Origin of the sequence: Paraburkholderia sp. D15 (genome assembly GCF_029910215.1) — a bacterium.
Taxonomy (GTDB): Bacteria; Pseudomonadota; Gammaproteobacteria; order Burkholderiales; family Burkholderiaceae; genus Paraburkholderia.
This window is the reverse complement of sequence record NZ_CP110396.1, coordinates 378,056-398,171: the sequence shown is the minus strand read 5'-3', so window position 1 is coordinate 398,171 and position 20,116 is coordinate 378,056. Positions and strand designations below refer to the sequence as shown.

Genomic DNA, 20,116 nt, shown 5'->3' with positions numbered 1-20,116 from the left:
CTCGCCGCGAGGCCGTCAGTAGTTCGGCGTCGGCATGGTGGTGGGCGCATCCATCGCCACACCGAACCATTTCTTCTGCAGCGTCGCGAGGCGGCCGTCGTTGTGCATCTTCACGAGCGCGGCGTTGAATGCATCGGCGAGCGGCTTGCTGTCCGCGTCCTTACGCAGGCAGTAGGCGAAGTACACCTTCGCGCCGAACGGCGGCTGCACCACCGCGAAGGTTTCCGGCCGCTGCTTGGCGACGTACGCGATATTGGTCATGGAATTCGCGACGGCCGCGATCCGGCCGGCCGCGAGGTCGGCGTAGGCCTGGTTGTTGTCGACGTACTCGCGAATTTCCGGCGCCTTCGGCAAGGTGGCGACGTAGGCCTTCAATTGATCGAGCTGGGCCGAACCCTTGCCCGCGCCCACGGTCTTGCCGGCGATATCCGACGATTGCTTGAGGGCGCTGTCGTTGGCGCGCTTGAGCAGCGCGTCGGTGGCATCCGCGACGGGCAGCGTGTACGTGTAGCGTTCCATGCGCGCCTTGGTGACGGTGAGCGGGCCGCCCACCATGTCGAACTTGCCGGCTTCGAGTCCGGGCAGCACGCTCGGCCACGGCAGGTCGATGAAGCGCACCTTCACGCCCATTTCCTTGCCGACCTCGGCGAACAGGTCTTTATTGAAGCCGGCCTGCTGACCGTTTTCGAGGAAGTCGAACGGGGCGAATTGCATCTCGGTGCCCACCACCAGTTCGCCGGCTTTCTTCACTTTGGCGAGCTGGTCTTCCGCATGCGCGGCGACGCTCGCCGCGCACAACGCCAGCATCACGAGACGACACTTCCAGCCTGCAGGGATACGCATGGGATTCTCCGGTTGGCAAAGCGGTGTCGCGCGAAAACGGCGCCCATGTCGCGGGCCGGCGCGAGTCATGCGAGGCAGTATATACCGCGTTTTTCGCGCGAAATAAATAAACGCGCGAGTAGAGAAAAGCCCTAACGTCATGCACCGTCCGCGTGCGAAGCACGAGCGCGGCGCGCATTGCAACGCAGCTTGCGAGCGCGCTTTTGGCGGTATATACAACGTCGGAGGGATGAGGCGCGACGCGCTTCGTGCGCGGATGGGCGTGCCGCCAGGCGCGCGCATTCGTCTGCCGATTCACGTGTTGATTGATGTGTTGATTGCAGCGGCCTTTCAGGGAGCCAAGCAATGCCTGTGACCCATATTCCGATCATCGATCTCGCCGGCGTGCGCGCGGGCGATCCACACGCCATGCAACGCGTGGCGCGTGAAATCCGCGCTGCGTGCACGACGATCGGCTTCTTCTACATCGTCAATCACGGGGTGCCGCAAGCGTCGATCGATGCCGCGCAGCACGCTGCGCGCACGTTCTTCGCGTTTGCGCCGGAGACCAAACGGCGCGCGGCGGTCAATCACCGGCATCGCGGTTTCAATGCGTTGGGCGATGCGACCATGTACCAGGCCAAGCGTCCCGACTACAAGGAGTTCTTCAGCATCGGCCTCGAACTGCCGGAGGACGATCCCGACGTGCTCGCCGGTCAGGCCTTGCGCGGGCCGAACAACTGGCCGGACTTCATGCCGCAGTTGCGCCCCGCGCTGTATGGCTATTACGAGGCGGTTGGCGCATGCGGCGCCGATCTGTTGCGCGCGGTCGCGGCGAGTCTCGGCGTGGCGGAAGATTTCTTCGCACCGCGCTACACGAAGCGGATGCAGCGCACGCAGATGGTCTACTATCCGCCGCAGCCGCCCCAATCGGACGCCGATCAGTTCGGCGTCGCGCCGCATACGGACTACGGTTGCATCACGCTGCTGTGGCAGGATCAGGTGGGCGGCCTGCAGGTGCGCGAGATCGCCAACGATACGTGGGTCGATGCGCCGCCGGTCGAAGGCAGCTTCGTGGTGAACGTCGGCGATCTGCTCGCGCGCTGGACCAACGACCGCTTTCGCTCGACGCTGCATCGCGTGATCAACGCATCGGGACGCGAGCGCTATTCGATCGCGACGTTCTACGATCCCACCTACGGCGCGCTCGTCGATCCGCGCGATCTCGGTGCACGGGACGACGAGGTCAAGTACCCGCCGGTTGCGGCGGGCGACTATATTCTCGGGCGCATCAACGACTCGATGGGTTACCGGAAAAAACGCGCGCAGGAAGCGAGCACCGGCAGCGAATGAGACCGCAACGGAAAGAACCGCGTAGCCGGCGAGGCTGCGCAAGGAACACGGCATGATCGACGAAGCAAACACCCAGCGCACCGCGCCGCTCGCAAACACACTCGACGCATTGCGCGCCGCACTCGGCGACGATGCGGTGCGCGTGGACGAGCAGATCGGCGAACGCGCGCTGACTGACTGGACGCGCCACGAACCGACGCGTCCGGCCGCCTTGCTGCTGCCGCGTACCACGCAGGAGGTGGCGCGCGCGCTGGCCATCTGCCACGCCGCGTATCAGCCCGTGGTGCCGCAAGGCGGGATGACGGGACTCGCGGGCGGCGCAATCGCGCGGGCCACGGATATCGCGTTGTCGCTGGAACGATTAAGCGGGGTCGAAGAGGTGGACGCTGCGTCGGCCACGCTCACGGTGCGCGCCGGCACGACCTTGCAGACGGCGCAGGAAGCCGCCGCCGAGGCGGGCTTCGAACTCGCGCTCGATCTCGGCGCGCGCGGCTCGTGCCAGATCGGCGGCAATCTCGCGACCAATGCGGGCGGCAATCGCGTGATCCAGTCGGGCACCGCGCGCGACCAGGTGCTCGGGCTCGAAGTGGTGCTCGCGAACGGCGACGTGCTGACTTCGCTCGGCAAGATGGTGAAGAACAATACGGGTTACGACCTGAAGCACTGGTTCATCGGTTCAGAGGGCACGCTTGGCGTGATCACGCGGGCCGTGTTGCGTCTGCATCCGCGCCGGGCGGCACGGCATACGGCACTGGTCGCGCTCGGCGACTACGCTGCCGCCGTCAGCCTGCTGCGCCGCCTCGCGACGCGCTTCGGCAACGACATCGGCGCGTTCGAAATAATGTGGCCGGATTTCTACGACTTCGGCGTGAAGCTGACGGGCACGCGCTCGCCGTTCGACGCGCCGCATCCGCTGTACGCGCTGATCGAGCACGCGAGTTTCGATGCGGACGACGACGGCGAACGCTTCGCCGGCACGTTGACCGATGCGCTCGACGCGGGCGCGATCCGCGACGCGGTGATCGCGCAGTCGGTGGCCGACACGCGCGCACTGTGGGCGATTCGCGAATGCACCGCCGAGTTTCCGGTGCGGCTCGACGCGATCAACTTCGACGTGAGTTTGCCGATCGGCGAAATCGGCGCGTTCGTCGAGCGTTGCCGGGCCGCGCTCGACGAGCGCTGGCCGGGCAACGCGTCGTATTTCTTCGGGCATATCGGCGATTCGAATCTGCATGTGACCGTCGACGGCCACTCGGTTCCCGGCGTCACGCATCACGCGGTGTACGCATTCGTCTACGAGATGCTCGGGCCGTTGCAAGGTTCGGTGTCGGCGGAACACGGCATCGGCTTGCTCAAACGCGAGTTCCTGCCGATCTCGCGTTCGCCGGCGGAGCTGGCCGCCATGCACGCGATCAAACGCGCGCTGGACCCGCACGGTATCCTGAATCCCGGCAAGTTGTTCTGAGCGCGACGGGGAGGTCGTCGAGCAGGGTAACGGGCAGGGCGGCGCAACCCGCCGTGCTCGTGCGTCGAACTCGCCGTTGCGTCAATGCGCGTCCAGATACCGCGCGATCACCGGATACACGTCCGCCGCCGCATCCTTGCCGAAAATACAGTCGATGTGGCCATACCCCGGAATCAGATGCCTTTCGTAAGGCTGCTCCGGGAACGCTCGCGTCAGCATGTCGAACGTCAGTTGCGTGCTTTTGGGCAGATACGTCTCGTTCCTTTCGCCGTGAATGAATCCGATCGGCAGGCGCAGACCTTCCAGTCCTCTCGCACCGCCGAGATACAGGTCCTCGCCTTCGGCATCGACGATCCTGCCGGCCCGCACCATCGCGGCGAGATGCCTGAACACCTCGATGTCGTGAATGCCGAACAACTCCTGCAGATTCTCGTGCAGCGTCTCGTTCAGCTTCGCGTGTTCGTACAGCAGCCCGTAGAGGAACGTCGCGCGATGACAGATCGGGTTGCCGCAGCCCTCGTCGTGATCGATGGGATAAAGGCGCAGCGCTTCGTCGAGCAGATTGTCCGGCCATGCGCGATGCTGCGTGTAAGCGGTCAGATCGCGCACGCCGAGGTGCTGCATGATGCCCGGGATATGGAGCCCCGCCTTGATCTTCTGCAGCGTGCCCGGCACCGGGTGCGCGGCGACCTGCGAGATCAGCGCCGAGCGCACGCCTTGCAGACCCGCGAGCAGCGACATGCTCAACGCGAGGCCGCCCATGCAGTGGCCAAGCACCTGAATCTGCGCGGCGCCGGTCAGCTCGCGGACCTTCGCGACGGCGGCGGGAATGTCCTCGCGCGCCACCTCGTCGACGTTGGCCGGCACCAGCACGCTCGGCAATTCGATGCTGACGCGCAGATCGACGAGCCACACGTCGTAGCCGCACGCGCACAGATACTCGACGAGGTTGGTCGCGATCAGATCCGTCGAGAAGATGCGGCTGGACACGCCCGAGCCGTGAATCATCAACAACGGCCGCAACGGTTTCGCCGCGGCCGGATCGGCGTAGCGCGTGAGCCGCAAGGTGGTGCCGTCGGGCGTATCGAAGTAGGTGGTCTGCGGGGCCGGCGCGCGCAACGCGCGCTTGATGCGCGGCGTCGCCGTCGTCTCGACGAATTGCAGCGGCGCGGCCACGCCGCCGTATTCGGTGAACAGCACGCCCGCGAAGAACTTGCCGAATTTCAGCGTCCAGTCGAGACGCGTCGCGAGATCGGGTGTGTTGGTGACTTCGAGCGTGCGTTGCTGCTTGAGGAAATTTTCCGGCGTGATGATCAGCGTCGCCTTGCCGAGTAGCGGACCGTCTGTTCGAGTGCCCGTGCGAAGCTCGGCGTACAGCGTATTGGTTTGCGCCCACAGGTTGATCGGCGACGTGCGCGTGATGATCTTCTGCCCGGTCAGCGTATACGTTTTGCCTTCGGTCGATTCGAGCGTCATGCGGTAATTCATGTTGCGCTCGTCGACATCCGACGCGTTGACCACGAACAGATTGAACGTGCCGTCGACGATCGTCATCGGCTGCGCGGACAGCGCGGGACAGGTCAGCGTGCCGGCGGTGTGCGCGAGATGCTGCGGATTGGCGAGCATGTCGGCGAGATCGTCCGATTCGACGGTGAGCGTGAATTCGATCGGGCTCGTGGCGCTCGGGGCAGCGTTGGCATCCGCCTCGGCCAGCGCCGCGGGCGCGTTGGCCGGCGTGTAGGTGCCGATCATCGTTTCCGTAAACCGCAGGCCGATCTTCGGCGCGGGCGGCGGCGCGGCCGTGCCTTTGGCCGTGTAGTCGATCTGCCGCCCACGCGAGGCCGCGAGCAGCGCGCAATTGCGCTCGGCCAGCGCCGAGATCGTCAGCAGCGGATTGACGCCGAGCGACATCGGCATCACCGCGCCGTCCATCACGTACAGGCCGTCGTGCACCGCCGAGCCGGCCGCGCCGCTGAACACGCGGCCCATGTGATCGACCACGCCGTGCTGCGCATCTTCGCCCATCCCGCAGCCGCCGAGCGGGTGCACGGTGACCGTGCGGTTGCCGGCGATCGCGGTCGAGATCGGATTGCGCAGATACTTGCCGCCGAGCGGCGCGGTTGCGTGTTCGAGCGTTCGCTCGACGGTCTGAAAGATGGGCTGCCTGCCCGCGTTCGGCCACGCGATGCGCGGCTGGCCACGTGGGTCGACGTGGATCTGGCCGCTTTCGTCGTCGTGCGCCATCACGAGATAGCTTTGCGTGTGATTCAGCGCACCGCGATATGGGCCGCGCAGGTAGCTTTCGAGCACCCGCGCGTCGTACGCGAGCCGACTGTCGGCGCCCGGCGGCCCGCCCGCGTCGACGCCTTCGAGCGGCGCGGCGGCGCCGAGCAGACCGACCAGCGCCGCGCCGACCGGTCCGGCCAGCGAGCCTTCCTCGATGACGAAACCGTCACGCAGATTCGGCGTATCGCGATGATCGATCAAGCCGGCGATGGTCGGCCCGACCGGCGGAATCTGCCCGGGCGTATGCGCGCCCCAGCCGACGCCGTTGATCGTGTCGTCGGTGTTGTAGGCGAAGGCGAGCACGTCGCCGTTGCCGGTGAAATGCTCGCCGAGCTGCGCGGAGACGGTCAGACCCGCGTCGCGCGAACGTAGCAGCAGCGCGGTCGAACCGATCGTGCCGGCCGACACGATGACCACGTCCGCGCTCACGAACAGATCCGGTGCACCGTAGCTTTCGCGGCCGAGACTCACCAGTTGATAGCGCACGGTCCACGTTTGCGTCGCCGCGTCGCGCAGCACCGAATGCACGGCCGCGCCCGTGAAGATCTGCGCGCCGTGCGCGACCGCATCGGGCAGATAGTTCATGTGCGTGGAGTTTTTCGCGTCGTAATTGCAGCCCGAATTGCAGTCGCCGCAACCGACGCAGGCATGCTGTGCGACGCCCGCCACGTTGACGCGGTCCTCGAACGTGACGGTGACCGGCGGGCGGCTGAAACGGCCGGCCATGCCGAGCGCGCGCGCCGATTTTTCGAGTGCCTGGAGTTTGGGCAGCGGCGGATAGGCATCTGGCACCGGCGACGGTTGCAGCATCGCGCGCGCGAGCGCGTAGCCGGTATCGCGGCCCGCCTGATCGTCGCGCAGCGCGCGCGGCCAGCGCGGATCGTCCCACACGCGCGGGTCGGCTTCGAGCGCGACGTTCGCGTTGATCAACGAGGTGCCGCCCAGACCGCAGCCGACCACCGCGTTGACGTCGTCGTTCACGTGCACCTCGAGCAACGCGAGCGGCGAGCCGATCTGCGCCAGCGCCGTGTTGTACTGCACCTCTTCGGCGCCCTGGAACGGCGTGCGCGGATACTCGCCGGCCATGAATTCGCGGCCGCGTTCGAGCACGCACACGCGCAAGCCCGCGCGCGCCATGCGGCTCGCGGCAATCGCGCCGCCGTAGCCGGACCCCACCACCACCACGTCGTAATGCGGCGCGATCGCCGTCACGGGACTCGATAAACGATTCATCGACAGCACCTCGTCAGGAACGTACTGCGGGAAAAGGCCGGCAACCGGCGCATTTAGGCGGCGGCTTCGTTCATTTCGCTCTCGCTCGATTCGGCCGCGAGCAGGTTCAGCGCAAGCAGAATCGCCGCGCGGTTTTCGATTTCAATGTCGATGCCAAGTACGTCCGTGAGCCAGCGACCGATCTTCGTATTGGAAAATTCCACCGCGCCGGCCGTCTTTTTCATGGTGACGCCGAGTTTGACGGCGCGATAGTGATACGAGGGCACCCGATGCTGAGCCGCGACCGCCGACAAACCGCCTTTCGCTTCCGAGCACCAGCCGAGACTGCCCGCCAGTACGATGCGCTCGGGTTCGTCGAGGCGATCGATGAACGTGCGCGCGGCGTCGCGTACGCGCGCTTCGTCGAGCCCGTATTGCAACAGCACGCTTTCCACCGGGTCTTCCAGCGCCTGCGCGTGCAGATCGATTTCGTGCGCCATGCCGTCGTTTTCCATCGACACGTTGCGCTGATGTCCCGCACTGCGCAGGCAGTCGATCAGGTAGCGGCGGAAATAGGCGCACAACGCGTAGCCGTTGGACGGCGCGCTCTCGGCACACGCACTCGTTTCCGTGTGGCCAGGCGCGAGCCGCAACACCTTGGCGTAAATGAACTGGGCGACCAGTTCCTCCTTGTCGTCGCCGAGCGCCTGCAACTCCAGCGGATGATAGGTCCGCAACGCGCGCTTGACCAGTTCGACCATCGACACCATTTCGTCGCCGGACAGGCGCGTGCGCCTGCGCCACAGATCGGGCAGGACCGCGTCGTCGAGTGTGCGGGCGAACGCGTGGCTCGGAACTACGCCCATGACAACCTCCGTAGGGGGTGAAACGAGAAGCGCGGCGAGCCCCGGCTGCGGGCGGACAGGTGATTCGCGAAACGTTGAAACCGCGCTGGAATGTGAAGCCAGTATGGTTTCCGCAGACGTGTTCGCCTATATGGATTAAGTGGTAGCTGATGGGTAAACTGCCGGGTAAACCATCTGGCATAAAGTAAGGCCCGAGCAAGCCCCGAGTAAGACCCGAGCAGGACCTAAGCAGAAACGCCGGCGATTCATCTGAAGAAAAGCAGCTTGCAAAGCAAGGCTTCCCGCGCGGCACGTCCCGGATATCCACTTCGTTCGACCGGTTCGCCGAGCCCGCGCCACACTCAAGAATGTGCCGTGCCCATAAGGAGACCGCACGATGCGGCTCGACCCGATCCAGCGTGCCATCGACGAAGATCTCGTGCGTGTGCTGTACGCGCAGGACCCGATCGCGTTCTTCACGCACTGGTTTTCGATCGCGGTACTGGTGGCGATCTACTGGCCGGCGGTGCCGTCGCCGCCGCTATTCGTCGCGTGTTTCGGTTTTTACGCGGCGGCCAATTGCGGCAGCCTCGCGCTGTGGATCTGCAACCGGCGCTATCCGCGGCTCGCGTCGCCGCGCGGCTGGATCGTGCTGCACGCGGTGCGCGGCATGCTGCTCTACAGCGCGCCGGGTCTCGCGATCTGGTTCGCGTTCCAGAGTCCGCAAGCGGATCTGCCGTTGCTGCATACGGTGATGCTGGTGACGCTCGCGGGCGGCGTGTTCATGTCGAACGGTTTCGACCTGCTGAATTTTTCCACCGCGATTCCGTTTCTGCTGTTTCCGTCGATCGTCATGCATTTCGGCACGCATACGTTCGACCGCACGATTCTCGCGATCGTCCTCGCGTTCTTCTTCTGCGCGATCAACGTGTATGCGATGAGCTATCGCAAGCTGTTCCGTCAGGTCGTGCAGGCGCGTGTGGATCAGCAGTACCTGGCGGAGTCGCTGGCCGAGCAGAAGCATGTGGCGGAGGAGGCGAGTCTCGCGAAGACGCGCTTCTTCGCCGCCGCCAGTCACGATCTGCGGCAGCCCCTGCATGCGATCGGTCTGCTCGCCGCTTCGCTGAACGACACGGCGGCGACGCCCGTGCAACACGCGAAGACCGCCGAACACATCGTCTACAACGTCGAGGCGCTCAATCAGCTGTTCAACCAGGTGCTCGATCTCGCGCGGCTCGAAAGCGGCGTGACCCAGGTGATCCGGCTGCACTTCCGGCTCGCCGAACTGTTCGAGCGCGTCGGTAGCCAGTATCGTCCGCAGGCGGCGGCCAAGGGACTCGCGCTGCGGATCGCGCCGACCGCGATGATCGTGCACGACGATCCGGTCTTGCTGGAGCGCGTGCTGAGCAATCTGCTGTCGAACGCTGTGCGCTATACCGAGGAAGGCGCGATCTGGCTCGGCGTGCGGCGCGCGGGGCAGGCGTGGGGCGGGTATATCGAAGTGCGGGATTCGGGCATCGGCATTCCGGCCGGGGAACACGAGCAGATCTTCGAGGAGTTCTATCAGGTCGCCAATCCGCAACGCGACGCGCGTCAGGGGCACGGCCTCGGCTTGCCGACGGTGAAGCGTCTCGTCGAACTGCTTGGCGGCGAGTTGCAGTTGCGTTCGGCGCCGGGGCGCGGTTCGGTGTTCCGCTTTCCGGTGCAGGCGGGCGAGGCGGGCGGCATCGTCGCGAGTCTGAACGAGACGGCGGCGGGCGGTCCGTCGACGCAAGGGCGGCGCGTGCTGTGCATCGACGATGAGCCGTCGATACTCGAGGGTCTGGCCAGTCTGCTCGCGCGCTGGGGTTGCAGCGTGCGCGGCGCGCGCGACGAAGCCGCCGCGCTCGCGGTGCTCGCGCAGGGCTTCGTACCGGATGCGGTGTTGTGCGATTACCAGTTGGCGAATCATCGGACCGGCGCGCAGGCGCTGAGCGCGGTGCGCAATGCGCTGGCGCGCGCGGGACACGAGGGCGTGGTGACCTTGCTGATTACCGGCGACATGGCGTCGGCGGAACTCACGGCACTTGCGCTGCAGGGCATTCCGGTGCTCCACAAGCCGGTGACGCCCGCGCGTTTGCGGCGCACGCTGGAGATGCTGTGGCAGCAGGCGGAACTGGATCGGGGCCGCGCGGCGGCGCCGGTGAGTGGGCAGCGGAGTGCGCCGATGAGCGGACCGGTGACCGATCCCGCGTTGCCACCCGCGTCCGCGCTGCGCGAGGCGAACGCGGACGACGAAGTGTGATGATGAAGTGGGCGCCGAAGTAACGCAGAAGCGACGCAGAAGCCGACGCCGAAGTAACGCAGAAGCGACGCAGAAGCCGACGCCGCTACAGCGTTTTTCCCGCTTCCAGCCAGCCGTTGATCACCGCGATCGCGGTCGAACGGTTGTGCACGCCGAGCGCGCGAAAGATCACCGATAGATGCACCTTCACCGTGCCTTCGGCGACGCCGAGATCGCGCGCGATCATCTTGTTGGTCCAGCCGCGATGCACGAGCCGCATGATGTCCTGCTGACGCGGCGACAGGTTTTCCAGCAAGTGCCGTTGATGCGGCTGCAGTGACGGAACCGGTTCGACCGGACTGCTGGGCGAGGGCGATGACAGCGACGTGGCCGTCAGCGCCGCCGGGTTGGTCTGCGTGGCCTGAGCGGATGGCGTCGCCAGCCCTTGCGCGACCCGGTCCGCCGTCGCGCCTTGCGGCCCGGACTGCATGGAACCCGTCGTCGCGGTTTCTCTTGCGCCGAGCAGACTCAGCGCTTCCATCGGCACGTACGCGCCGCCCGACAACACCAGTTCGATCGCCTTGAGCATCACGCTGGCGGGCTGACGCTTCGGCACGAAACCGAGTGCGCCGGCGGCCAGCACCGCGCGCATTTCGTCCGGCGATTCCTCGGCGGAGAGCACGACCACCGGCAGCGCGGGATTCGCCTTCAACAACATGTCCAGCGACGACGCGCCGCTCATCCCCGGCATATGCAGATCGACGATCGCCAGATCGTGATCGGCGTCGGGACGCGCGGCGGTGGCGAGGGTTTCCCAACTGTCGGCTTCGTCGAACTGGGCGTCGGGATCGAGACCGCGCAGCATGCCTTTGACGCCCTGGCGGATCAGTTCATGGTCGTCGGCCACAAGAAACTTCATGATGTCTCCGCGAGTCAGGCCTGCGCGTGGGGGACTGCCGCCGTGGTCGGCGCTCGTTGTGCTTCTCGGGTCGTGCATCGCCTCATTGCCGGCTACCCCGCGATCATAAGCCCGCCGGCGGCTGCATGGCGGGTGAGTGGCGGGTGAGTGGCATCTTGTACCGCCGTTCGCGCTCGCCGCCCGCCTGCCGCGCGCGGCGAGCGCCGGCTGATTGCCCCCGCGCCGCGCGCTGTGTCCGGTTGGTCTCCCCGCGCACCGGCGTCGGCTTCCTACGTAGACGAGCGGTTCGAAGCGATTTTTAAGCCGCGCGCACCGGATACTGCAAGTTATGCGCCTCGGTTCGACGCGGTGACAAACCCATATCGAACCGGTGAAGACAAGCCGCTATTTCACCGCGAACAAGGTCGCATTCATCAGGAGCTTGAACGCGAAACCGAGCGACATCGCCGAGCCCACGCCGAAGCACCACAGCGCGATGAACCATAGCCAGCCGGGCAGTCTGCGCGCGCCGGCCGAGGCGCTCGACGCTGCGTTCGCGTTCGTGTTTGCCTTCGCCCTGGCTTTCCTCGTGACGGGCTCGCCGCCGTCGTCTACGCCGCCGCGCAGGCGCTTAGTGATAGTGATGTTGGTCGCCATGACGCACCTTGCCGCGAAAGACCCAATAACCCATCGTCGTATAGGCGACGATGACCGGCAGAATCACCGCCGCGCCGACCAGCGTGAACATCTGGCTCGAACGCGGGGCGGCTGCTTCCCACAGCGTCATGCTCGACGGAATCGCGTACGGGTACAGACTCACGAGCAGCCCCGCGTAGCCGAGCAGCACCAGCAGCAGCGCCAGCGCGAACGGCGTGTTGTGATGCCGCTCGCGCACCGCGCGGCGCATGAAGAATGCGCAGACCGCCACCAGGAAAGGCACCGGCAGCAGACGGTAAAACAGATTGTCGTGGAACCAGCGTTGCGCGATGTTCGGGTCCTGCAGCGGCGTCCACAGGCTGACCAGCGCGATGAAGCCGAGCAGCACCACCGTCAACGGCCATACCACGCGATGCAGCCGGCGTTGCAGATCGCCCTCGGTCTTCGCGACCAGCCAGCAGCAGCCGAGCAGCGCGTACGTCACGACGAGCCCGAGCCCCGTCAGCAGGCTGAACGGCGTGAGCCAGCCGAACGCGTCGCCGGCATAGACGCCGTCGACGACCGGAATGCCCTGCAGGAATGCGCCCAGCGCGATGCCCTGGAAAAACGTCGCGCCCGCAGAGCCGCCGATGAACGCCAGGTCCCACATATGACGGGTGCGATTGGCCTTCGCGCGGATTTCGAACGACACGCCGCGAAAGATCAGACACACCAGCATGAAGATCAGCGGCAGATAGAGCGCGGACAGCACGGTGGAATACACCGCGGGAAACACCGCGAACAAACCGGCGCCGCCGAGCACCAGCCAGGTTTCGTTGCCGTCCCAGACCGGCGCGACGGTGTTCATCATCAGATCGCGTTCCTTTTCATCGGGAAAGAACGGGAAGACGATGCCGATGCCCAGATCGAAGCCGTCCAGCACCACATACAGGAACAGGCCCAGCGCGATGATCGCGGCCCACACGACGGTTACGTCCATTTCGTTTCTCGCTTTTTACTGGCTGACGGCCAATGAGGAAGGGTGGATGAGGAGCGGGCGGCGGCTCAGGCGTCGATCATCTGATCGACGGCGGAGAGCGGGCGGCGCGCGGTCTGGTTCGGCCCCGGCTGCGGCACGCCGTGCGGCGTCGTGCCCGGCAGCGCCGGACCCGAGCGCATCAGCTTGAGCATGTAGTAGATGCCGGTGCCGAACACGAGGAAGTACACGACCACGAAGGCCATCAGCGAAATGCCGACCTGCTGCGCGCTCAGTGGCGACACCGCCTGCGAGGTGCGCATCACGCCATACACGACCCACGGCTGACGGCCCGCTTCCGTCGTGACCCAGCCGGCCAGCAGCGTGATGAAGCCGGTCGGCCCCATCGCCAGCACGAAGCGCTGGAACAGCTTCGATTCGAACAGCCGCTCGCGGCGTCGCAACGCCCAGCCGGCCAGCGACATCACGATCATCAGCACGCCGAGCCCGGCCATGATGCGAAAGCTCCAGAACACCACCGGCGCGTTCGGCCGGTCCTGCGGCGGGAATTCCTTGAGACCGCGGATTTCGCCGTCCCAGCTATGCGTGAGGATCAGGCTGCCGAGGTGCGGGATCGACACCGCGTAGCGCGTGGTTTCCGCTTTCATGTCGGGCAGGCCGAACAGGTTCAGCGCGGTGCCGCCTTTTTCGGTGTCCCACAGGCCTTCGATCGCCGCGATCTTGGCCGGCTGATATTCGCGCGTATTCAGGCCGTGCTGATCGCCGACGAATGCCTGCACCGGCGTGAGAACCAGCAGCAGCCACAGCGACATGGAGAACATCTTCCTGACGGCCGGATCGCGCCGTCCGCGCAGCAGATGCCATGCACCGACCGCCGCGACCACCAGTCCCGCGACGATGAACGCCGCCAGCGCCATGTGCGCGAGCCGGTACGGGAACGACGGATTGAAAATGATCTTGAACCAGTCGAGCGGCACGACGCGGCCGTTCACGACTTCGAAGCCTTGCGGCGTTTGCATCCAGCTATTGGAGGCGAGAATCCAGAAGGTCGAGATCAGCGTGCCGATCGCCACCATCAGCGTGGCGCCGAAGTGGGCGCGCGGGCTCACGCGCTGCCAGCCGAACAGCATGATGCCGAGGAAGCCCGCTTCGAGGAAGAACGCGGTCATCACTTCGTACATCAGCAACGGACCGGTGACGGGGCCGGCGAAGCTGGAGAAGCCCGACCAGTTGGTGCCGAACTGATAGCTCATCACGACGCCGGAGACGACGCCCATGCCGAAGGCCACGGCGAAGATCTTCGACCAGAACAGACAAAGATCTTTGTAGTACGCCTTGCCGGTTTTCAGCCAGCGCCATTCGAGCACGGCGATGAAGCTGGCGAGGCCGATGCTGAGCGCCGGAAACACGATGTGAAACGAGACGGTGAACGCAAACTGGATGCGGGCGAGATCGAATGCCGATAGAGCGGAGGTCATGATTGTGTTGGCGTGAGGACCGCGGGTGCGGACTACGCGCGTCGACCGTTGTCGGTGCGCACTGCGTGTGGGCAGATGGCGCAAGCGTAGGGGATAGGTGGCCGTTTTGCTGCGGCGCGACGTGCGTCAAAAAACCGCCTTGTTTTACGGCGATTATTAATTTTGATATGGCAACGTATTGATAGGTATCAAGTTTTTCCGGATGCGTGGTGGTGCGCGTTTTGTCGCACCCACGGCGAAGCTGCGGCAATCGACCGCGCTGCAACAGAGCGCCGCGGTGCTGGCGCAGGCATTCGATCGAAAGGAAGCGCGGCGCGCGAAGCGGTTCGTCGTCATCCGGCAATAAAGCGGCCTGACACGACTTTGCGCTGGTAAGTGAAGTAATCTGTGCGTCCGTTTGTCCCCACCATGAGCACGCTTCATCCCCCTGCCGCGCGCGGCAGACTTCAACCACCAGGAGTCAGCAGATGAGCACGATCAAGACGAAAGACGGTACGGAGATCTACTACAAGGACTGGGGCAAGGGACGCCCCGTCGTGTTCTCGCACGGCTGGCCGCTGTCGGCCGACGCGTGGGACGCGCAGATGCTGTTTCTCGGCAGCAAGGGCTTTCGCGTGATCGCGCACGACCGGCGTGGTCATGGCCGCTCGTCGCAGCCGTGGGACGGCAACGACATGGACACCTACGCCGACGACCTGGCCGCGCTGATCGAACATCTCGACCTGAAGGACGCGACCCTGGTCGGCCATTCGACCGGCGGCGGCGAGGTCGCGCATTACATCGGCCGGCACGGCACGCAGCGGGTGGCGAAGGCGGTGCTGATCGGCGCGGTGCCGCCGTTGATGCTGAAGACCGAGGCCAATCCCGGCGGCTTGCCGATCGACGTGTTCGACGGAATCCGCAAGGGCGTGGCCGACGACCGTTCGCAGTTTTTCAAGGACCTGGCGGTGCCGTTCTACGGCTATAACCGGGAGGGCGCGAAACCGTCGCAAGGGGTGATCGATTCGTTCTGGCTGCAGGGCATGGCCGGCTCGATCAAGGGGCTGTACGACTGCGTCAAGCAGTTCTCCGAAGTCGACTACACGGAAGACCTGAAGAAGATCGACGTGCCGACGCTCGTGCTGCATGGCGACGACGACCAGATCGTGCCGATCGACGCGGCCGGCCGGCAGACCGCGAAGATCGTGAAGGACGCGACGCTCAAGGTCTATCCTGGCGGCCAGCATGGGATGTGCACCGTCGAGGCCGACAAGGTGAATGCGGACTTGCTGGCGTTTATCGGCGGCTAGGGTCGGGCGCGCGCGGCGGCGCCGGTGTGGGCCGCCGCGCGGTGGCGGCGCTCGGCGCTCAGACGGTCGGCCAGCCGACCCGCGCCGCACTGCGCAGCGACGAGCGCACCACCAGCCGGTGAAACGGACGGATCGCGAGAATATAGAAACGGCCCAGTCCGTTGTGACAATGCACGACCGTCGAGAAGACCAGGTAGCGCGACTGGCCGTCGCCCGCATCGCGGGTCTGCTGCAGCACCGAGAGCCGGAAGTCCAGATGGCTGTCGTTCTCGCCGAGCACGATCTCGCGCGCACTCTTTGCATAGATCCTGAAGATGTCGACGCGCTCGTGCGACGCCGGCGAGCTTAGCGTGCGCAACTCGCGCGCCGTCTTGAGCCCGAGCCGGCCGACGATCGCGTCGCGCAGCCCCATCAGCTTGCCGATCCAGCCCGCCTGATTCTCGAACAGAAAGCGCGCGAGCAATTCGGGATCGTCGATGGCATTGTCGGGGAGGCGGACCGCGAAGGCGTCGGCGAGATCCGGCGCGTGGTACAGACCGGTGACGGCCGATTCGGCGGGCAGGGTGACGTTGAGCACTGCGCTGTGAGCGTGGGACATGATGGTGTGCCGTGTCAGAAAAACGGTTGGATGAGTTCGTGCCGTTGCAGCGATGCCGTTGAAGCGGGTCAAGCTTTTGAAGCTTCAGGCGCACCCAGTTTACTCGCGGGGCAGGGCCGTCGTCTTGAATCGGAGCGACATGACCTGGGATCGGGAGAAACGAGATAGAGCGGAAAACAAGCGTTTTATGTTGTACGACGTCACATAAAAAGAGGTTTTATATCTCGTTGTTTATCAAAGGAAATTTGACGTTTCAACTTGGTGTATCCGGGTAAGTACTTGGTTGAAACTCGATCTAAAGTGGTTAATAGTACGTTATCGTACAACTACGCAGAATCGCAGGCGGCGTTCCGGCCCGTTGCGACGCGCGCCGATCCGCTCGCGCGCTCATGGATCACGAGGAGACAGCAGTCATGAAGATCAAAGGCATCCGCTGGTGGATGGTCAGCCTGGTGGCGGCCGGACTCATCATCAATTACCTCGCGCGCAATACGCTCTCGGTCGCGGCGCCGACCTTGATGAAGGATCTGAACATCACCACCGCGCAGTACGCGCACGTGGTGGTCGCCTGGCAGCTCTGCTACGCGTTCATGCAACCGGTGGCGGGCTTCGTGCTCGACACGGTCGGCACCAAGCTCGGCTTCGCGGCGTTCGCGCTGGCGTGGTCGCTGGCCTGCGCGGCGGCGGCGTGGTCGACCGGCTGGCGCAGCCTCGCGTTTTTCCGTGGCGTGCTCGGCATTGCCGAGGCGGCTGGCATTCCGGCCGGCGTCAAGGCGACCAGCGAGTGGTTTCCGGCCAAGGAACGATCGGTGGCGATCGGCTGGTTCAACATCGGCTCGTCGATCGGCGCGCTGCTCGCGCCGCCGCTGGTGGTGTGGGCGCTGCTGCATGGCGAATGGCAACTGGCGTTCGTGATCGTCGGCGTCGCGGGGATCGTCTGGAGCGTGCTGTGGATGGCGCTCTACAAGCATCCGCGTCAGCAGAAGCTGCTCGGCGATGCCGAGCGCGAGTACATCCTGAGCGGCCAGGAAGCGAAGCATAGCGACGCCGGTGATACCAGCAAGGCCGGCGCGGGCGCCGTGAAGCGCAGCTGGTTCGCGATGCTCGGCAGCCGCGATTTCTGGGCGATCGGCATTCCGCGCATTCTGTCCGAACCGGCATGGCAGACCTTCAACGCGTGGATTCCGCTGTACATGATGACCGAGCGTCACATGAACCTGAAGGAGGTCGCGCTGTATGCGTGGATGCCGTTTCTCGCCGCGGATATCGGCTGCGTGCTCGGCGGCTATCTGAGCCCGCTGTTCCACAAGTACGCGAACGTGTCGCTGTTCACGTCGCGCAAGCTCGTGTTCGTGGTCGGCGCGTTGTGCATGATCGGCCCGGCCTGCGTCGGGCTGGTGGCGAGTCCGTATGCGGCGGTCGCGCTGCTGTGCGTCGGCGGATTCGCGCATCAGACCTTGTCGGGTGCGCTGTATGCGATCACCTCCGACATGTTCGGCAAGAACGAGGTCGCGACCGCGACCGGCATGGGCGGCATGGCCGGTTATCTGGGCGCGGCCGCGTTCACCGCGCTGTTCGGCGTGCTGGTCACGCAGATCGGTTATAGCCCGTTGTTCGTCGTGCTCGCGGTGTTCGACATCGTGGCCGCGGGCGTGGTGTGTCTGCTGGCGAGAAGCCCGGAGAAGCCGCTGCCCGAACCGCAATGGACGGCGGCGGGCGCGGTGGCGAAGTGAGTTGGAGACCTGGGTTGGCGGGGTAGCTGTGCAGGACGCGGCTACCTCGAATCATTGAAACCATCGACGCAAATGCATGAGGCCTCCGGCGCGTAAGCACCGGGGGCCTCATGTTTTATCAACCCGTCAACGCGCCGTTATACACGACGCCCGCAACCGTCACGTTGCTCAGCGTGATCGACTTCACCCCTGCAAGCTGAACGACGTTTCGCGTACGAGGAGAGCTGACGCTTACGTGACCTGCTGGCCGATCTCGTGATTGGCCAGCACTTCGAGCGCGCGCACCATCGCGGAGTGGTCCCACGCCTTGCCGCCGTGCGCGACGCAGGCGTTGAACAAAGCCTGGCAGGTGGCGGTATTCGGCAGCGAGACGCCGAGCGCCTGCGCGGTCGAGAGCGCGAGATTCAGGTCCTTCTGATGCAGTTCGATCCGGAAACCCGGATCGAACGTGCGTTGGGTCATGCGCTCGCCGTGCACCTCGAGAATGCGCGACGACGCGAAGCCGCCCATCAGCGCCTCGCGCACGCGCGCGGGATCGACGCCGGCTTTCGACGCGAGCAGCAGCGCTTCGCCGACCGCCTCGATCGTCGCCGCGACGATCACCTGATTGGCCACCTTGCACACCTGACCCGCGCCGACCGCGCCGATCAGCGTGACGTTCTTGCCCATCATGTCGAACAGCGGCTTGACGCTGTCGAAGGTCGCGGTTTCGCCGCCCACCATGATGGTCAGCGAAGCCGCCTTCGCGCCGACTTCACCGCCCGACACCGGCGCGTCCAGATAGTCGGCGCCGCGCTCGCGCACGCGGGCCGCGAATTCGCGCGTGGCCATCGGCGAAATCGAGCTCATGTCGACCACCGTTTGACCCGCGCGCAACGCGTCGGCGAGACCCTGCTCGCCGAACAGCACGCGTTCGACGTCCGGCGTGTCCGGCACCATCACGAAGATCACGTCCGCGTGCGCGGCGACCGCTGCCGGGCTATCGCACGCCAGCGCGCCCGCCTGGACGAGATCGCCGGGTACGCCGCTGCGCGTGAACGCGGCCAGCGCCACGCCGTTCTTGAGAAGGTTCGCGGCCATGGGCTTGCCCATGATGCCGAGTCCGATAAAGCCTGCTTTTTGCATGGAATGCTCCAGAGAGGTCGTGGCGGCGGCGCTCAGACCTGGCCCGCCTGTTTCTGCATGAAATGTTGTTGAACCGTCTGCGCGGCGTTTTTCAGCAGCCCCATGTCGGCGCAGACCGCGATCACGCTGCAGCCCATCGCCAGATAACGTTCGGCGTCGGCCTGCACCGGCGCGAGGATGCCGCTCGCCTTGCCGGCCGCCTGCGCGCGCTCGAACACGTGCGCGATCGCCTGCTGCACGTCGGCGTGGCCCGCGTTGCCGAGCTGGCCGTAAGCGGCGGCGAGGTCGGACGGCCCGACGAACACCGCGTCGACGCCGTCCACCGCGAGAATCTCGTCGATCGCCTCGACCGCCTTGCGGCTTTCGATCTGCACGACCACGCAGACGTTGTCGTTGGCGATCTGGAAGTAGTCCGGCACGGTCGCATAACGATTGCCGCGCTGGCTGACCGACACGCCGCGAATCCCCTGCGGCGGATAACGCGTGGCGGCCACGGCGCGCGCCGCGTCGTCGGCGCTGTCGACGAAGGGCACGAGGAAATTCGAAAAGCCGCTGTCGAGCAGACGCTTGATGAACACGCTGTCGTTGGCGGGCGGCCGCACGACCGGCGCGCTCGCGCTGTCCTTTAACGCCATCAACTGCGGAATCAGCGTCAGCACGTCGTTCGGCGCGTGCTCGGCGTCGAGCAGCATCCAGTCGAAGCCGATCATGCCGAGCAGCTCGGTGACGATCGGGCTCGCCAGCGATGCCCAGCAGCCGATCAAGGTGTCGCCGCCACGGACAGCGCGGCGGAAGCTATTGGGCAGGGCCTGGTAGGGCGCGACGGCGGGCATGGGATATCTCCTCGAACGGCGATGGATCGGGCAAGCTCCGGCGACGACCGACGACGAATGGCAGCGGCATGTCACCTCGTACTTTGCGCCTGAAACGGCCGATGAGGTAGGTGATTCAAGTTATAAGTCGTCGTATGTCTTTGTGCAGATTAGCATTCGACACCACGCTTGTAACGGGCACGTAAACCCGAATTCGACTGAATATGAGGTGACGTTGGTTGCGCGGGTTCGTCTCTATGTTGTAGGATAACTTATATCTAAGGCGTACTTTCAAGGAAAGCGA

Annotated in this window: 15 protein-coding genes; 5 read left to right on the top strand and 10 right to left on the bottom strand. The window is 65.3% G+C overall.

Annotation, left to right across the window (positions count from 1 at the left end; translation table 11 throughout):
- Positions 1-15 precede the first annotated feature (15 nt).
- Positions 16-843, bottom strand: coding sequence for a transporter substrate-binding domain-containing protein (locus tag LFL96_RS21465; protein WP_281002719.1), 828 nt, complete (start codon positions 841-843; stop codon positions 16-18).
- A gap of 345 nt (positions 844-1,188) precedes the next feature.
- Between LFL96_RS21465 and LFL96_RS21460 the strand changes: the two genes are divergently transcribed.
- Positions 1,189-2,175, top strand: a complete 987-nt coding sequence (locus LFL96_RS21460) for a 2-oxoglutarate and iron-dependent oxygenase domain-containing protein (RefSeq protein WP_281002718.1) — start codon at positions 1,189-1,191, stop codon at positions 2,173-2,175.
- Positions 2,176-2,227: 52 nt separating this feature from the next.
- Positions 2,228-3,640: an FAD-binding oxidoreductase gene (locus LFL96_RS21455; RefSeq protein ID WP_281002717.1), complete on the top strand. Its 1,413-nt coding sequence runs from the start codon at positions 2,228-2,230 to the stop codon at positions 3,638-3,640.
- A gap of 81 nt (positions 3,641-3,721) precedes the next feature.
- Here the strand turns inward: LFL96_RS21455 and LFL96_RS21450 are convergent, their stop codons facing one another.
- Together LFL96_RS21450 and LFL96_RS21445 are read right to left on the bottom strand one after the other, a co-directional pair.
- The gene (locus LFL96_RS21450) at positions 3,722-7,159 is read right to left on the bottom strand and encodes an alpha/beta fold hydrolase (RefSeq protein ID WP_281002716.1); all 3,438 of its coding nucleotides are present in this window, start codon (positions 7,157-7,159) and stop codon (positions 3,722-3,724) included.
- A gap of 53 nt (positions 7,160-7,212) precedes the next feature.
- Entirely contained in the window at positions 7,213-8,004 is a 792-nt protein-coding gene (locus tag LFL96_RS21445) for a hypothetical protein (RefSeq protein WP_281002715.1), read from the bottom strand.
- Between the two features lie 376 nt (positions 8,005-8,380).
- Between LFL96_RS21445 and LFL96_RS21440 the strand changes: the two genes are divergently transcribed.
- A complete protein-coding gene (locus tag LFL96_RS21440; protein WP_281002714.1) occupies positions 8,381-10,267 on the top strand; it encodes a hybrid sensor histidine kinase/response regulator in 1,887 nt (628 codons plus the stop codon).
- 85 nt (positions 10,268-10,352) lie between these two features.
- On the opposite strand, the gene LFL96_RS21435 is transcribed toward LFL96_RS21440, so the two are convergent.
- The 4 genes from LFL96_RS21435 to LFL96_RS21420 all read right to left on the bottom strand — a co-directional run bounded on the left by LFL96_RS21435 (position 10,353) and on the right by LFL96_RS21420 (position 14,255).
- Positions 10,353-11,165: a response regulator transcription factor gene (locus LFL96_RS21435; RefSeq protein ID WP_281002713.1), complete on the bottom strand. Its 813-nt coding sequence runs from the start codon at positions 11,163-11,165 to the stop codon at positions 10,353-10,355.
- 384 nt (positions 11,166-11,549) lie between these two features.
- Entirely contained in the window at positions 11,550-11,801 is a 252-nt protein-coding gene (locus LFL96_RS21430) for a hypothetical protein (RefSeq protein WP_281003945.1), read from the bottom strand.
- Positions 11,776-12,780 (bottom strand): cytochrome d ubiquinol oxidase subunit II, encoded by a 1,005-nt coding sequence (cydB, locus tag LFL96_RS21425; RefSeq protein WP_281002712.1) that lies wholly within the window; start codon positions 12,778-12,780, stop codon positions 11,776-11,778. Before cydB ends, LFL96_RS21430 begins: the two co-directional genes overlap by 26 nt.
- 65 nt (positions 12,781-12,845) lie before the next feature.
- The gene (locus LFL96_RS21420; protein WP_281002711.1) at positions 12,846-14,255 is read right to left on the bottom strand and encodes a cytochrome ubiquinol oxidase subunit I; all 1,410 of its coding nucleotides are present in this window, start codon (positions 14,253-14,255) and stop codon (positions 12,846-12,848) included.
- 467 nt (positions 14,256-14,722) lie between these two features.
- Between LFL96_RS21420 and LFL96_RS21415 the strand changes: the two genes are divergently transcribed.
- Positions 14,723-15,544 (top strand): alpha/beta hydrolase, encoded by an 822-nt coding sequence (locus LFL96_RS21415; RefSeq protein ID WP_281002710.1) that lies wholly within the window; start codon positions 14,723-14,725, stop codon positions 15,542-15,544.
- A 58-nt stretch (positions 15,545-15,602) separates the two neighbouring features.
- Here the strand turns inward: LFL96_RS21415 and LFL96_RS21410 are convergent, their stop codons facing one another.
- Entirely contained in the window at positions 15,603-16,142 is a 540-nt protein-coding gene (locus LFL96_RS21410; protein ID WP_281002709.1) for a DUF2867 domain-containing protein, read from the bottom strand.
- 413 nt (positions 16,143-16,555) lie between these two features.
- On the opposite strand from LFL96_RS21410, the gene LFL96_RS21405 reads away from it, so the two are divergent.
- Positions 16,556-17,875 carry an MFS transporter gene (locus tag LFL96_RS21405; RefSeq protein ID WP_281002708.1) on the top strand — a complete coding sequence of 440 codons (1,320 nt, stop codon included), beginning with the start codon at positions 16,556-16,558 and terminating at the stop codon, positions 17,873-17,875.
- Positions 17,876-18,106: 231 nt separating this feature from the next.
- On the opposite strand, the gene LFL96_RS21400 is transcribed toward LFL96_RS21405, so the two are convergent.
- Complete coding sequence (locus LFL96_RS21400; protein WP_348638446.1) at positions 18,107-19,036, bottom strand: 2-hydroxy-3-oxopropionate reductase; 930 nt, start codon at positions 19,034-19,036, stop codon at positions 18,107-18,109.
- A complete protein-coding gene (gene garL / locus LFL96_RS21395) occupies positions 19,033-19,833 on the bottom strand; it encodes a 2-dehydro-3-deoxyglucarate aldolase (RefSeq protein WP_281002706.1) in 801 nt (266 codons plus the stop codon). The genes LFL96_RS21400 and garL overlap by 4 nt, the downstream gene beginning before the upstream one ends.
- Positions 19,834-20,116: the final 283 nt, after the last annotated feature.

What these genes read in the sequence shown, in the direction of transcription:
- LFL96_RS21465 (WP_281002719.1), bottom strand. Translation starts at nt 843, where the DNA reads ATGCGTATCCCTGCAGGCTGGAAGTGTCGTCTCGTGATGCTGGCGTTG.
- LFL96_RS21460 (WP_281002718.1), top strand. Translation starts at nt 1,189, where the DNA reads ATGCCTGTGACCCATATTCCGATCATCGATCTCGCCGGCGTGCGCGCG.
- LFL96_RS21455 (WP_281002717.1), top strand. Translation starts at nt 2,228, where the DNA reads ATGATCGACGAAGCAAACACCCAGCGCACCGCGCCGCTCGCAAACACA.
- LFL96_RS21450 (WP_281002716.1), bottom strand. Translation starts at nt 7,159, where the DNA reads ATGAATCGTTTATCGAGTCCCGTGACGGCGATCGCGCCGCATTACGAC.
- LFL96_RS21445 (WP_281002715.1), bottom strand. Translation starts at nt 8,004, where the DNA reads ATGGGCGTAGTTCCGAGCCACGCGTTCGCCCGCACACTCGACGACGCG.
- LFL96_RS21440 (WP_281002714.1), top strand. Translation starts at nt 8,381, where the DNA reads ATGCGGCTCGACCCGATCCAGCGTGCCATCGACGAAGATCTCGTGCGT.
- LFL96_RS21435 (WP_281002713.1), bottom strand. Translation starts at nt 11,165, where the DNA reads ATGAAGTTTCTTGTGGCCGACGACCATGAACTGATCCGCCAGGGCGTC.
- LFL96_RS21430 (WP_281003945.1), bottom strand. Translation starts at nt 11,801, where the DNA reads ATGGCGACCAACATCACTATCACTAAGCGCCTGCGCGGCGGCGTAGAC.
- cydB (WP_281002712.1), bottom strand. Translation starts at nt 12,780, where the DNA reads ATGGACGTAACCGTCGTGTGGGCCGCGATCATCGCGCTGGGCCTGTTC.
- LFL96_RS21420 (WP_281002711.1), bottom strand. Translation starts at nt 14,255, where the DNA reads ATGACCTCCGCTCTATCGGCATTCGATCTCGCCCGCATCCAGTTTGCG.
- LFL96_RS21415 (WP_281002710.1), top strand. Translation starts at nt 14,723, where the DNA reads ATGAGCACGATCAAGACGAAAGACGGTACGGAGATCTACTACAAGGAC.
- LFL96_RS21410 (WP_281002709.1), bottom strand. Translation starts at nt 16,142, where the DNA reads ATGTCCCACGCTCACAGCGCAGTGCTCAACGTCACCCTGCCCGCCGAA.
- LFL96_RS21405 (WP_281002708.1), top strand. Translation starts at nt 16,556, where the DNA reads ATGAAGATCAAAGGCATCCGCTGGTGGATGGTCAGCCTGGTGGCGGCC.
- garL (WP_281002706.1), bottom strand. Translation starts at nt 19,833, where the DNA reads ATGCCCGCCGTCGCGCCCTACCAGGCCCTGCCCAATAGCTTCCGCCGC.